This is a genomic window from Sorangium sp. So ce176 (assembly GCF_051519835.1).
GTDB lineage: Bacteria > Myxococcota_A > Polyangia > Polyangiales > Polyangiaceae > Sorangium > Sorangium cellulosum_G.
On the sequence record NZ_CP150371.1, the window covers coordinates 7,342,590 to 7,355,508 of the forward strand.

Here is a 12,919-nt window from a genome sequence, read left to right on the forward strand (position 1 = left end):
GATATCGTTGGGCGCCCCGACGAGCAATCCGGAGCCCGTCCACCTACGGAACGTCGACGATCTCCCACACCACCCATGTACGCTGGTCGGCTCCCATCGGCGCGAACACGAGGTCGCCTATGTTGCACCGCGAGAGCCACGTCAGCGGTGCCGCCCACCGCTCGATCTGCGGGTCAGCCGAGAGGACGACCTCATCCTCGGTCTGCTTGAGCACGTAGACCTGGCCGATCGCTGGGTCGAAGCCCTCGCGCACCTTGGCGCAGCGCAGGTCGTCGACGGTGATCGCCGCTGCTCCTAGCTGCATGTGCGCGACCACGAGCTGCGGCTCCCCAAGGAGTGGGCGCGCTTGCTCCGCCAAGCCCGGCGCGATGACCGGCAGCGTCTTCCGCAGCCGTCGCGCGATGACGGCCGCGGCCTTGCGGCTACCGCGCTGGAGATCGAGCTCGAACGCGACCCGAATGCCATCCTTGGGCTGCTCGGCCATGGGCTTCTGGTCCGAGACCATGGCAGCGAGCCCGAGCTCCGGCATGAGCCGCATCAGCGCCATGTGCGTTGGGTCGCTCGTTGACCTGTAATCGACGCGACGTCGCTCCCAGTAGTCCGCATGCCAGTCTCCCACGCGGGCCATCGCCTCGACCGCTGCCCGCTGCACCTCCAGGCGCGCGCTCTCGTTGTTTCCAGCGAGCCGCATTAGCTCGCGGACTAGCGCCACCGCGTCCTCGATCCCCATCCCGCGCACCTCCCAGGGATGTCGTATCACAGTCAGCGCGCGGGTCGGGGTGTCAACCGCACGGACACACACACCGCCATGCCGCGAACAGCAGCCGCGCTTCACCGTCGTGCAGGTCGGCGAGACGCTCCCGTCGCAGCAGCAGACCCGCCCGACGTCGCGCTCCATCGACGACGGCACCTCGCGCGCCCGCGCCGCGGACCGCTTCTGGGCCAGGCGAGCCGCATCCAGTTCCTGCTGCCGGCGCTGCTTCGCGCGATCCGCAGCCATGGCCTCCAGGACGGGGAGTTGCCGGCTGAGCTTTGCCGCCTCGCCTGGCGTTGAGGCCGCCTGCTGGATAAGCCGCGTCGTTTCGCCGTCACATGCCTCGCCCGCGCACGCGTCGCGCAGGGCTTGCTCGCGCTCCGAGGCGCGCATCGCTCGGTAGTACCGCAGTCGTGCCGCGGCAGGTCCTTGCTCGGCCTGCGCGCCCTGGCGCCGTTCCGTCGCCGGTGCCTGCGGGCCGGTGACGGACCGGTCGGTCCTCGCCTCCACGAGGCCCCGCTGTTCCCGTGGCGCCTCGCGCTCAGCGCTTCCGCGCCGGATGCCGTTGAAGACGAGGTAGGCTCCGCAGGAGCCCAGGAACGCCGTCGCCATCATCGCCAGCGCGGCGCATCCGACCCCGCAGGAGCTCCCCCGCTTCCCCATCGGCCGATGGTACGCGCGGGAACGGCGCACCGTCTGCGCAAATGGCCGCGGAATAGGCGGAAGCGGCGCCGGGCGGCTGCGCCGGCGAGGAGGATGGCGGATGGGTGAGGTGAGAGAGGCGAGGCTGTGCGACGCCCGCGTGCAGCCGGTGAGCGTGGGCGGCCTGCTACGGCACGTGGCGGCACTGGTGCACGCCAGCCGGCCCGTCCAGGCTCAGCCGCTTCACGTAGCGCCCGGGGTATCCGGTGGCGGTGAACTCGATCTCGATCTCGCGACCATCCTCTCGAACCGCGTCGATCCGGTCGAGGTGGACTGCGATGTGCTCCGGCTCCGCCGTCAAGCCGAAGGCGGACGAAGACGCCGCTTCGAAACGCAAGCGTGGCGGCTATCGGCCGTGGGCCGAGCTCTTGCGCCGCACATTTGCGATCGACGTCCTCGAGTGCCCAGCTTGCAAGGGGCGGATGAAGCGCGTCGCCCTGGTGACCGAGCCAAGGAACATCGCCCGCTTCCTCTCCGCGCTCGACGAGCCGACCGATGTTCCAGCACGCTCTCCCAGCGTCCACGCGGCGGCCGCCGTACTGGAAGAGCACCGTTCTGCGCCGCAAGGCGCCCGGTGACGCCGCATAGCGTCTCGCGACGCGCCTCCCGGGCCAGACCAACGCCTGGACGGACGCGTGTGCCCACGGCACGCCGATGCGCCCCGTAGCGCGCTCGGCGCCGCCCGGACCACGCTCTTTCGACCCAGGACCGAGCCATCACGACGCTCGCGGTCCCACCCTTTCTGTTTGCTGCGCCACACTTCTTCGCGCTGCGATCCGGCTTCTTTTACCTACGCGCCGGTCTGTTCGCCGAGCCGCTGGAGTGCCGCGCGCGGTACCCGGCGGACCCCGCGTGACGAAACTGAAAGGGGAGGGACGCTGCTCGACGACGTGGCCGGGGGGAGGTCTGCCCTGAGGTGCGTGCGCCGGCCATCACGACGCGCCGCGAACCGCGACGGCGGCCGTTTGGACGAGCTCAGTAGTGTACAGCTATACGGTAGGATGCCTTCCGCTTGGTGCCAGTAGTGTACAGCTATACGGTAGGATGCCTTCCGCTTGGTGCGACGTCGCGGTAATCGCAGGCGTTTCACGAGTGGAAGGCCTGTCTGATCGCATAAGGCCCGTTCTGTCGATAAGCTCGTACAGTCGGACTGCACGAGCCAGGAACGGCTCCGAGAATCTTGACTTTGCGGAACGCGTTTGCTTGTCCTATCCGCCAAAGCGCTTGACGACGCTGAGCGGCTGGGCGAGGACAGAGTCACCATGAGGCGTTGGCTACTGGCTTTGGGCGTGTGCGTTTCCACCGCGGCGTGTGGTAACGGATCGAATGGGGACGCTGCCGCGAGCGGGGGCGCGGTTGGCACGGACAGCGGTGGGACGGGCAGCGGGGGCACGGCCTCCGGTGGTGCGACGGGCTCTGGGGGAACGGCCGAAAGCGGCGGCGCATCCAGCGGCGGCGCATCCAGTGGTGGGGCAGGCGGCTCGAGTGGGGCCACGGGTGGCGCGGCTTCGGGCGGGCAAACGGGCAGCGGCGGCCAAGGAAATGCCGGAAGCGGCGGCACGACCGGTAGCGGCGGCTCGGTCAGTGGCTGCGTCGGCGACCCGTTCCCCACGGCCGATCCTACCAAGACGGGCCCCTTCTCGGTCACCGCAGACAAGAACGTCGGCCCCCTCGCCGGCGTCGTTCCCGATCCGATCTATGGGGACGAGCAACAGCGCTTCCACGTGTACCGCCCGAGCAATATCGCAACCAGCGGCCACTGCCATCCGATCCTGATCTGGGCCAATGGCTACCGGGACAATCCGGAGCAGAACCCGCCGAAATGCGTCGTCAACGCCGGCAGCAATCAGTGGTGCGGACAATACGGACCGATCGTCAACCATCTCGCGTCCCACGGTTTCGTCGTGGTGGCTTCTCTCAGCACCGCGACCGCCGAAGGCGATCCTCTTCCCACGACCGCGGGCCTCGATTGGATCTTGGAACAAGCCGAGGATGCGAGCAGCCCGTACTATCACGCCCTCGACACCACGAAGATCGGCCAGCTTGGCCATTCCTATGGGGGCATGTCGACTTGCAAGACGGCCTCCGATCCCCGCTTCTCGGCCCTCGGCACGATTTGCGGCACCAGTGCCCTGGAGGGAGTGCACACCCCCATGTTGTTCTTCTGCGGGGGGAAGGACTCCACGGTGCAATGCAGCAGGGTCCACGATGTCTTCAAGACGGTCACCGGTCAGCCCGCGTTTTTCCTCAACGAGCTCAACGCGGATCACGGTAGCTGGGTCTATCAGGGCGCAAATGGCGTGTCCCTGTCGTCGGCCGCGGCCTGGTTCCGCGTTCATCTGATGGATGACACAGCGAACAGGAACTTCTTCTACGGCGACAACTGCAAGTTCTGCACCGATGGCCGCGTGCAAGCAGAGCAGAACGCCCTGATGAAGGTCCCCTGAGCGACGGGGCCGGCCTGGCTAGGCTTCACTGACTCACGAACGTCGTCACGCTCATGGCTTCGAGGGCCATCGGGAGCGTGGCGTCCGTTACGGTGACGGGAGTTCCTTCGGCCCAGTTCTTCGAAGCGGCGGTCACGAAGGGGACCATCGCGCTTGGCGCGGTGCCGCCTGCGAAGGCGAGGGAAACGGTCGTACGCGTTCGGTAGAGCCCATCCTGACGTCGAGCCGGCCGGGGACATAGGCTTGCCGTGCGATGCGAGAGCGACGGCGGGGGGCTGGCAACGGCAGCGAGACCGGGCCGAGGAGCCCCGAGGCGACGACCGAGGAGCGCGCGGCCAGAGACGCCAGCGTGCGGAAGCGGCGCACGGGCAGGTCGAGCGCGGCTGCCGCCGAGCCTGACGCGCAGAAGAGCGGCCGCTCGCGGCGCACCGCGAGAAATGGCGCAGAAGCCTCGCCACCGCGACCACGCCGGCGAGCGGTGGCCGCGACCAGCGCAACGTCGCTGGAGCCTACCGACGGCGCCAAGCCGGCGCCGAAGCGCTCAGGCAGCCAGCGTGGCCGGTGCTCGCGTCCATGGGCTGGCAGCGAGCCGCTGCCGAGCGTCGGTGTTCTCGAGGGTTTGCTTCCCGAGAGCCTCTCTGCGGAGCTCGAGCCCGCTCCGATTGTTGTCCAGGCGAAGCCGCCCATCCTCGAGGAAGCGGGTGAGCGCGGTCCACTGGTTGCGCGCATATCCGATGGCGCCGGCGATGGGGCTCTTCGGCAGGACGAGCAGCGCCTCTGTCTCGAGCCAGGCGTAAAGAGTATCGAGCACAGGCTGGGCCCGCTTTCGACGCTCCTCGGTGCGACGGCTCGGAGGCAGCTCCTTGGTGGCCTTGTCGATGGCAAAGAGCTGGTGAATGAAGCCGAGCGCTGTCATCGCGCGCTCCTTGTCCGAGGACATCGCTTCAAAGAAGCGCCGGCGGCAGTGGGCCCAGCAGCCCACCTCCGTGACCTTCTCGGTCCGGAACAGCTCCTCGTAGACGCTCGACGCGTCCGCCTGGACGTAGCCCTTGTAGCCCCGGAGAAACGTCTTTGGGCCATCCTGGTTGTGGCGTGGCGTGAAGCGGAAGAGCACGTGGTCCCGGTCCGCCACGAGCACCCAGAAGTGTCCACGCCGGCACTTGTCCTTGGCCTGCACGAGCACCCCGGTGGCTTCGATAGCGATGCTCCCTCTCCGAACGCTGCCGCAACTCGCTCCGCTTCATGCCCAGTCGTCGGCTCCAGGAGTACAGCGTGCCGGCGTTGACCCCCTCCTGCTCGGCGAACACCCGGGCGGAGTGCCCGCTCTTGTGCCAGCGCGCCACCCGGTCGCGCCAGACGCGTTTGCTCTCGTCCATCCAGACCTCCGGCGCCGGTTTCTACGCAGCGAAGGAGCTCCACGACAGCATGCAGGTCACCGGACGCGTACGAATGATCCGGGCCGCCATGTCATCCCCGAGAACGACGGCGTGGCTCAAGGTGCTGGCGAGCGACGCCACCACGACGGCCCGAGGCGATGAATCGGTCCCGGCGAGCTCCCCAGGCCCGGGGCTTGGCCCTTGGGCCCGGGTTGGGCCCATGCCTCCCGAGGCGGTGCGATCCGTCGTCACGCCCTTCCCAAAACCCGGGGGATGCGACGGATCGCGACGGATCGCCCCCGCGGAAGAGTCCCGCCAGAAAGACCGGTCGATGACGAGCGGTCGCCGGAAACAGCAGCGATTTTCGTAGTTTCCGCCTGTTTCGCCGCCGAGGGCGGCTCCGGTGTGGCCCAACGGGGCGCCCTCCGCCGTCGCGTCGTCGCGTCGCCCACGGTGAAGGTCCCGCAGCATCACGTGCACCGCCCAGGCCTCGCGGCATGCCTCGATCGCCCCCCGGACCGGCGAGGATGACGATGACGAGCGGGACCGTGCGCGATGGCCAGCGCATGGACGCCGATTCTACCACGACGTGCTAAGCGCTCGGAGATGGCTTCGGGAATGGGGTTATTGCGCTGCACACCGCTCGCCTTGGTCATCGCCTGCGCGGCCGAATCCTCGCGCGCGCCCGTCGACGCGGGCACCGACGCGCCGCCCACGGGCACCGTCACCGCGCCCCCACCGCTCCCGCGTGAGGCCGCCCTCGACGCACGCTTCGTGAAGATCACGCTGCACCGCGAGTTCTACTGCGAGGGGGCGAGCTTTGCGGACTTCAATCACGACGGGGTGACGGATGTCATCGCGGGCCCGGATTGGTACGAGGGGCCGGGGTATGGCACGAGCCATCCCGTGTGGCCGAAGCAAGCCTTCGATCCGCACGGCTACTCGGATTGCTTTTTCGAGTTCCCCTACGACTTCGACCACGACGGGTTCACCGACGTCCTCGTCGTCGGCTTTCCGGGTGTGCCCGCGGCTTGGTACCAGAACCCGCGCGACGGCGACGCGCTCTGGGCTCGTCACGACACGCTGCCGTGGCCGATTGACAACGAGTCGCCGCTGTTCGCCGACATCACCGGCGACGGCGTGCCCGAGCTCGTGCACATGTCGGGGGGCGTGCTCGGAACGTCGTCGCCCGGCGTGGACCCGACCGAGCCGTGGGTCTTCCGGGCGCTCACCGAGAATCGGGGGTACGGCGCGTTCACGCACGGCCTCGGCGCAGGCGACGTCAACGGGGACGGCGCAAGCGACTTGGTCGAGGCGAGCGGCTACTTCACGCGGAGCCCAGAGTCGCCCGACGGCTTACCGTTCACGCGCATCGAGCAGCCGTTCGGTGCCGGGGGAGCGCAGATGCCGGTGGTCGACGTGGACGGCGACGGGGACGCGGACATAGCGACCACGCTCGCCGCTCACGGCTACGGGCTCTCCTGGTTCGAGCAGGTTCCGAACGCGGCCGGCACTGCGTTCGTGGAGCACGTCGTCGTTCCGGGGACCACACCCGATGCCACGTCGAGCGTGTTCATGCACGAGCCGCACGCGCTCGCTCACGCCGACATCGACGGTGACCGGCTCCAGGACCTCGTGAGCGGCGAGCGCTTCTGGGGTCATGTGCCTGCCGGCATGCCGGACTTCGACGCGCCGGCCCGGCTCTACTGGTTCGAGCAGGCGCGAGCGGCGGAACGCATCGACTTCCAGCCCGTCCTCATCGATGACGATTCGGGGGTAGGCACCCAGCTCACGGTCGCGGACGGCAACGGAGACGGCCGGCCGGACATCGTCATCTCGAACAAGAAGGGCGCTTTCGTCTTCCTGCAACGCTAGGGCGAGGATCCTCGCAGGGCGCCTCCCTCTTCGGTCTCGAGGAGCACGACGGCCCCGGCGGCCGCGGCGTGACCCGCCTCCATGGCTTCAGCGCCGGCCGCTTCGAGCTGCTCCCAGGCGCCGCGCAGGCCCGCGTGCGCGTCTTTCCCCGGCGCATGTTCACGAGCGCCGCCGGGCGGAAGATCGACCGTGACGTCTCCGCCTACCACCTCGATGAGCGCGGCTCGTTCGGCTACGAGGTCCCGACCGCCCGCCGCACATGACGCCTCGCCCGCGCCACGCTCCCCCTCCGGCAACGCGATCTGTCGCGGGCGCCCAAGTCGAAAGGAGCCCCGAGGTGGGGAGAATACATCATCCAAACGTTTCGGAGACGTCAAGCCCTACCGTTGGGGCATGCGCTGGGTTGACAGAACATTCTTCTATGCGCTCCGGCCCTCCTGAGCAGTCCAAGTCGTTGATCGAGATCCGGCGGACCCCGATCGCTTTCGGATCCTTCACGCCGGCTGAGAAAGCACGGAGGTCCGACTGTCGGAAGCGCCGCTTGAAGCCAACATGGCCCCGCAACCCAGCGGCGTCCGTGCCAACATGCAGGAGCTCCTTCGCCGCTCCTTTTCTCGTCGCTCCCTGTGGCGTCCGCAGGTCCACCATGGCGTCGCCAGGCATCATCCTGGCGAGAGGGTGATCGCCGCGTACGCCCTCGCGCTTGCTTCCCCGCACAGGCCTGCAGCTTGCCGCTAGCACTTTGCCGGAGGCCTCCTAGGAACCACTACGTGCGGGCGATCTCAGCAACGCCCGCGGGCGCTGGCGAGCGGCAAGGCTCCGGCAGCGAGTCGACGCGAGCAGCAAGCTCGACGTTCGGTCCAAGCGTGCTCACCGCTCCGGTGCCACCGGCAGCCCGAGCAGGCGACCGATCGTCTCATGAACGACCCGGGCCGCCACCTCATCCCCGAGGGCGACGGCGCGGCTCAGGGAGCTGACGAGCGAGGCGACCACGGCTGCCCGAGGCGACGGCTCGGTCACGTCGAGCTCCCGGGGCCCGGGGCTTGACCGCTGGGCCCGGGTTGGGTCCATGGCTTCCGAGGGGATGCGATCCGTCATCACGCTTCCCAAAATCCCGGAGGATCCGACGGATCGCGACGGTTCGCCACCGCAAATTCGTCCCGCCAGGAAAGCTGTCCGATAACGAGCGGTCGCCGGAAACAGCAGCGATATATCCTCGGAAAACGCAACGGCGCGACGGCGCAAAGACGCAAGGTCAGCTCCTCGGCTCGCTCCCGCGCCGCCGGACCGGCAGCCTTCCACTACCCACGCGAATCATGTACCCGCGCGGAAAAATGTCGGCCGTGCGCGCCCGCGCCGCGCCGAGTGACCGAGAAAGTCGGGAGATCCGGCTCGTCCACCGCGGGGCGCCGGAGGTGATCTGGTAATGTTTCGAGCATGCGGATCACGGCGTGGATCGGTTGTGCCTGGTGGGCGCTCGGGTGCGTGGCGTGCGGCGGCTCGTCGAGCGACGGCGGCCCCCCGGGCGCTGGCGGCGGAGCAGCCACGGGCACCGCGACTACCGGGACCGGCGGCGCCGCCGCGACCTCCGGAGTCGGTGGCTCTGCGGGCGGCGCGAACGGCGCGGGCGGCGCGAACGGCGCGAACGGCGCGGGCGGCGCGAACGGCGCGGGCGGCGCGGACGGCGCGGGCGGCGCGCCGCGCGAGCTGCATGTGGACACGAGCTCACCCGAGCTCAGCGAGATCCGGTTCAAGCCCAGCGAGCTCGATCCAGAGGTCTCCGACCGCGACCTGGAGCAGGTGGCCCTGCTCGACACTCGGGTCGCGCGGTTCGCGGGCAAGCTCGTCGTCACGCTGTCGGGGAGCAGCCAGCCTCCTGGCCCGCTCGACCTCACCCGCTTCGTCGCCGCGCGCGGCTTTCACGCGTTCGCGGTCGCCTACAAGAACGACTACAACATCGTTCAAAATGATCCGGACACGTTCGGCGACGCGCGGCTTGAGGCGTTCGACGGTCAGGACCACACCGCGCTCATCGAGGTGACAAGGGCCGACAGCATCGAAGCGCGGCTGGCGAAGGCGCTCGCGCACCTGAAAGAGGTCCACCCGCGAGGCGACTGGGGCTACTTCCTCGAAGACGACGGGAGCCCGCGCTGGTCGGTCATCATCTTCAGCGGCCACTCGCACGGCGCGAGCTCGGCCGCCCGCATCGGCAAGGTCGTCTGGCTCGACCGGGTGGTGTCGCTGGCCGGGCCGCGCGACACGAACCCGGTGAGCGCCACCTGGCTCTCGGAGCCGTCGGCGACGCCCGTGGATCGCATGTTCGGATTGACCGGCGAGCGCGATGAGCAGCACCCTGATCACCTCAAAGCATTCGACCTCATCGGCCTGCCCGGCGAGCTCGTCGAGGTCGACGTCCCGGGCGCGGCGCCGCCGTACGGCGGGTCGCACCGGCTCGCGCTCAAGGACGGTGACCACGGAGCCGCCGGCAATTGCGGCGCGCACGTCGCCGTCTGCGAGGCGATGTTCGGCTTGCCGCTGCCGTGATGTCGCGCTCCCCTCGCGGCGGCCGATGTTCCGGGGCTCGGTGACCATGGCGACGAGCGTCATCCGCCCCTTGCAAGCTGGGCACTCGAGGACATCGAGCGCAAATGTGCGGCGCAAGAGCTCGGCTCGACCGCGCACTCGCAGCGCACGGACGCCGACCGCGCGAGCGAATCAGACAGCGTGGTGAACGTGCAGCATTTGCTCGGCGGCTCCGGTGACGACACCTTGAGTGGTCACGCGGGCGACGAGACCATCGAAGGTGGGGGCGGTAATGACATCATCTCCGGCGGCGCCGGCAACGACCGATTGTTCGGCGATGGCGGGGACGACCAGCTCTCCGGCGATGGCGGAGACGACTACCTCGACGGCGTCGCGGGGACCGCCTCCCCATCGTCGTTGCGCCCGACGCAGTCCTCGACTCGAAGTCAGAATTGCGTAATGAATTTCCACGCCTCGGGGGCGTTCCAGCTCGTCGATTGCCCGGGGTCCTTCGGCTCCCAGCCGTGCGGGCCGTCGAACACGCAGTACTTGGTGGGGTGACCTGCGGAGCAGCCCTTGTACTCGGTACACGTGTGGGGCTGGCCAGCCGCCGGGAAGGTGGTCGCCGACGGCTCCTCCATGCAGCCGTTGACCTTCGCGAATTCGGCTTGTTTGACGCGACCGCTGGTCGGCAGGGGGGGGCCGCTGCTGTCGCCGCTGGCTTGCGACGCGTAGTAGGCGATCGGCTTGGTCAACGTCGCCGTGCAGGAGCCCGTGAGATCTGCCCCCGAAAAGAAGGCGACGCCTCGGAACACGTCCGCGCGGGTGCAGGCGAGAGCCAACGACATCGCTCCCCCGAAGCTGAAGCCGGTGGCGAAGATCCGAGTTTTGTCGATGCAGAGATCTCCCTCGATCTCCTCCAGGATCGCGTCCGTCAGCTCCACGTCCGACTTGCTCCAGGAACCAGCGCCGTTCGCGGCGTCCGGCGCGACGAAGATGGTGGTAGCTCCAGCGTCGAGCGTCGCCATCGTGAAGTAGTTCCGGTTCGCCACCGACATGGCGGAGGAGCCGGACTCCGCGAAGGCGAACACGAGCCGATACGGCTTGTCCTTGTCGTAATCGCTCGGCACGCGAAGGATGTACTTGCGAGAGGCGCCGCCGAACGAGATGTCGATCGTGCCGTTTTGCAGAGTCTTCGCTTTGCCGCAGCCAGCGCTCTTGACCGCGTCCGTCTCGGTCGCGCCGCCTGCGCTGCCGCCGCTGCCGCCCGCGCCGCCGCTGGCACCGCCGGAATCGGAGCCACCCGACGCGGCGCCGCCGCCGCCTGCGGCCGCTCCGCCCGCGCCCGCGGAGCCGGGCTGGTCACCGCCCGAGGTGCTGCCCGCGCTCGCGGCGTTACCACCGGCGCCCGCCTGCGCTTGGCCGCCCGCGCCTGCGACCCCCGCTTCTTCCGACGGAGGGGTGCTGCTCGACGAACAAGCAACACCCAAGAGTGAGAGCAGGGCGAGGACCAGGGAGGAGCAACGGGCGCTTGTCATCGGTAACTCCGCGCGCGCGAAGGGCGCGACTGGGACTCGACCCTAGCTCATGGCCTCCCGATCAGCAATGGATTGAGGCGCTCCGGTTCAGTTGTGAAGCAACAGCTCAAAATTGACGCCTCACCATACCGGCCGCGACCGTATCGTTCGGCGCGTAGGTAAAAGAAGCCGGAGCGCAGCGCGAAGAAGTGTAACGCAGCAAGCCGAAAGGGTGGACCGCGAGCGTCGTGATGGCTCGGTCCTGGGTCGAAAGAGCGTGGTCCGGGCGGCGCCGAGCGCGCTACGGGGCGCATCGGCGTGCCGTGGGCACACGTGTCCGTCCGGGCGTTGGTCTGGCCCGGGAGGCGCGTCGCGAGACGCTATGCGGCGTCACCGGGCGCCTTGCGGCGCACAACGGTGCTCTTCCAGTACGGCGGCCGCCGCGTGGACGCTGGGAGAGCGTGCTGGAACATCGGTCGGCTCGCCGAGCGCGGAGAGAAAGCGGGCGATGTTCCTTGGCTCGGTCACCAGGGCGACGAGCCTCATCCGCCCCTTGCAAGTTGGGCACTGGAGGACATCGAGCCTGCACATGCGGCGCCGGGCGTCAGGCTCCGCGCGCCTCGCTTGAGCGACCGCGCCGTCAGAGCAGAGGCTGCAACGCCGCGTACCACTGCTCGCCCAGCAGCACGTAGCCCTGGAGGTTGGGGTGCCACTGATCTTCGAGTAACGTGGTTTTGTTCGGATTGAAGGGCGTGTACATGTCGACGGAGATGATGTGTCGGCCTGCGTCCGCGCGGGCCTTCACCACCGCCGGAATGGCGTCGTCGTAGGTCTTGATGCGGGCGCTGAGCGCGGTGTCGTCGCCCTTGCTCGCGTCGCCGCGCGACGGGACGGGCGCGGCCACCACGATGAGAACATTGGGGAGCTGCGCGTAGATGCTGTCAATCAAGGCGCCCAGACGTTTGGGGGCGTTGGGCATGTCGTAATTGTCGATCGCGTCGTTGGTCCCAATCATCAAGAGCACGATGTCGGGCTTGTATTGCGGCATGACGGTCGACACCAGCGTCGAGATGCCGCTCCTTCCGCCGGCGGGGGCGATCGTCCAGCCGCTGTGGCCCTCGTGGTTGTGCGGGAACGCCACGCCGCCAACGGTGTTCGGTCCGTTCGATCCCGAACCGACGAACGTGATGTTCTTGCCCGCCGCGTGCGCGAGCCGGAACAGCTCGACGCGATAGCCGCCCGGCGTGTCCCCGTTGTATCCGTCGGTGATAGAGTCGCCGAACGGCATGATCTTGCACGCCGTACCGTCGGTCGGGCAGGGCCGATAGGTCGAGCCCGCGCTGCCGCCGGCGCCACCCTGCGCGCCCGAGTCGCCGCCGCTACCGCCGGCCGCCGCGCCGCCGCCATCCCCGCCACCGCCCGTTCCCGCGAGCGATCCACCGGTGCCGGCCGCAGAGGTCGTTCCGCCGGTGCCCACGACAGCGCCGTCCGTGCCGCCGCCGTCGCTCGTTCCGCCTGCGCCGCCGCCGGCGTCCGCTTCGCCCGCTCCGCCGGCGCCCGCGCTGCCGGCGCCCGCGCTGCCGCCGCTGCAGCCGAGAGCGATGACGACGAGCCCGGCCACGACCGGCCAAGATGTGATCGGCCTCATGCCGGAGGATGGTAACGCCGAAGGCTACGGCGTTGTCAAGTGAAACGACGGCAGTCGGAATCGACGATCGGGCAGCC

At 68.9% G+C, this 12,919-nt stretch carries 12 protein-coding genes and 1 pseudogene; 6 read left to right on the top strand and 7 right to left on the bottom strand.

Annotated features, from left to right (window positions below; genetic code table 11):
• Positions 1-43: 43 nt before the first annotated feature.
• Together WMF42_RS27455 and WMF42_RS27460 are read right to left on the bottom strand one after the other, a co-directional pair.
• The gene (locus WMF42_RS27455) at positions 44-1,369 is read right to left on the bottom strand and encodes a hypothetical protein (RefSeq protein WP_437685778.1); all 1,326 of its coding nucleotides are present in this window, start codon (positions 1,367-1,369) and stop codon (positions 44-46) included.
• Positions 1,370-1,583: 214 nt separating this feature from the next.
• Positions 1,584-1,793 (bottom strand): hypothetical protein, encoded by a 210-nt coding sequence (locus WMF42_RS27460; protein ID WP_437685780.1) that lies wholly within the window; start codon positions 1,791-1,793, stop codon positions 1,584-1,586.
• A gap of 85 nt (positions 1,794-1,878) precedes the next feature.
• Here WMF42_RS27460 and WMF42_RS27465 point away from each other — a divergent pair, with 85 nt between their 5' ends.
• Positions 1,879-2,034 (top strand): hypothetical protein, encoded by a 156-nt coding sequence (locus WMF42_RS27465; RefSeq protein WP_437685782.1) that lies wholly within the window; start codon positions 1,879-1,881, stop codon positions 2,032-2,034.
• A 684-nt stretch (positions 2,035-2,718) separates the two neighbouring features.
• Positions 2,719-3,903, top strand: coding sequence for a poly(ethylene terephthalate) hydrolase family protein (locus WMF42_RS27470; RefSeq protein ID WP_437685783.1), 1,185 nt, complete (start codon positions 2,719-2,721; stop codon positions 3,901-3,903).
• Between the two features lie 541 nt (positions 3,904-4,444).
• Here WMF42_RS27470 and WMF42_RS27475 read toward each other — a convergent pair.
• Positions 4,445-5,086, bottom strand: coding sequence for an IS66 family transposase (locus WMF42_RS27475; RefSeq protein WP_437685785.1), 642 nt, complete (start codon positions 5,084-5,086; stop codon positions 4,445-4,447).
• Positions 5,087-5,135: 49 nt separating this feature from the next.
• Positions 5,136-5,279: pseudogene (gene tnpA / locus WMF42_RS27480) on the bottom strand (IS66 family insertion sequence element accessory protein TnpA); the annotation flags it as partial.
• Between the two features lie 606 nt (positions 5,280-5,885).
• Here tnpA and WMF42_RS27485 point away from each other — a divergent pair.
• Entirely contained in the window at positions 5,886-7,154 is a 1,269-nt protein-coding gene (locus tag WMF42_RS27485; protein WP_233561561.1) for an FG-GAP repeat domain-containing protein, read from the top strand.
• Between the two features lie 68 nt (positions 7,155-7,222).
• Positions 7,223-7,417 (top strand): hypothetical protein, encoded by a 195-nt coding sequence (locus tag WMF42_RS27490; RefSeq protein WP_437685787.1) that lies wholly within the window; start codon positions 7,223-7,225, stop codon positions 7,415-7,417.
• A gap of 607 nt (positions 7,418-8,024) precedes the next feature.
• Here WMF42_RS27490 and WMF42_RS27495 read toward each other — a convergent pair.
• Positions 8,025-8,225 (bottom strand): hypothetical protein, encoded by a 201-nt coding sequence (locus tag WMF42_RS27495; protein WP_155798674.1) that lies wholly within the window; start codon positions 8,223-8,225, stop codon positions 8,025-8,027.
• Between the two features lie 366 nt (positions 8,226-8,591).
• Here WMF42_RS27495 and WMF42_RS27500 point away from each other — a divergent pair, with 366 nt between their 5' ends.
• Both WMF42_RS27500 and WMF42_RS27505 read left to right on the top strand, forming a co-directional pair.
• Complete coding sequence (locus WMF42_RS27500; RefSeq protein ID WP_437685789.1) at positions 8,592-9,698, top strand: BPSS1187 family protein; 1,107 nt, start codon at positions 8,592-8,594, stop codon at positions 9,696-9,698.
• A gap of 189 nt (positions 9,699-9,887) precedes the next feature.
• Complete coding sequence (locus WMF42_RS27505; RefSeq protein WP_437694359.1) at positions 9,888-10,238, top strand: hypothetical protein; 351 nt, start codon at positions 9,888-9,890, stop codon at positions 10,236-10,238.
• Here the strand turns inward: WMF42_RS27505 and WMF42_RS27510 are convergent.
• Positions 10,124-11,215 (bottom strand): alpha/beta hydrolase family esterase, encoded by a 1,092-nt coding sequence (locus WMF42_RS27510; protein ID WP_437685791.1) that lies wholly within the window; start codon positions 11,213-11,215, stop codon positions 10,124-10,126. The two genes, WMF42_RS27505 and WMF42_RS27510, sit on opposite strands and share 115 nt — an antisense overlap.
• A 619-nt stretch (positions 11,216-11,834) precedes the next feature.
• Positions 11,835-12,842, bottom strand: a complete 1,008-nt coding sequence (locus WMF42_RS27515; RefSeq protein WP_437685793.1) for an SGNH/GDSL hydrolase family protein — start codon at positions 12,840-12,842, stop codon at positions 11,835-11,837.
• Between the last annotated feature and the right edge of the window lie 77 nt (positions 12,843-12,919).

Excerpts from the sequence above, each read along its gene's own strand:
- WMF42_RS27500 (WP_437685789.1), top strand. The coding sequence starts at position 8,592 with ATGCGGATCACGGCGTGGATCGGTTGTGCCTGGTGGGCGCTCGGGTGC.
- WMF42_RS27515 (WP_437685793.1), bottom strand. The coding sequence starts at position 12,842 with ATGAGGCCGATCACATCTTGGCCGGTCGTGGCCGGGCTCGTCGTCATC.
- WMF42_RS27510 (WP_437685791.1), bottom strand. The coding sequence starts at position 11,215 with ATGACAAGCGCCCGTTGCTCCTCCCTGGTCCTCGCCCTGCTCTCACTC.
- WMF42_RS27485 (WP_233561561.1), top strand. The coding sequence starts at position 5,886 with ATGGCTTCGGGAATGGGGTTATTGCGCTGCACACCGCTCGCCTTGGTC.
- WMF42_RS27455 (WP_437685778.1), bottom strand. The coding sequence starts at position 1,369 with ATGATGGCGACGGCGTTCCTGGGCTCCTGCGGAGCCTACCTCGTCTTC.
- WMF42_RS27495 (WP_155798674.1), bottom strand. The coding sequence starts at position 8,225 with ATGGACCCAACCCGGGCCCAGCGGTCAAGCCCCGGGCCCCGGGAGCTC.
- WMF42_RS27465 (WP_437685782.1), top strand. The coding sequence starts at position 1,879 with ATGAAGCGCGTCGCCCTGGTGACCGAGCCAAGGAACATCGCCCGCTTC.
- WMF42_RS27470 (WP_437685783.1), top strand. The coding sequence starts at position 2,719 with ATGAGGCGTTGGCTACTGGCTTTGGGCGTGTGCGTTTCCACCGCGGCG.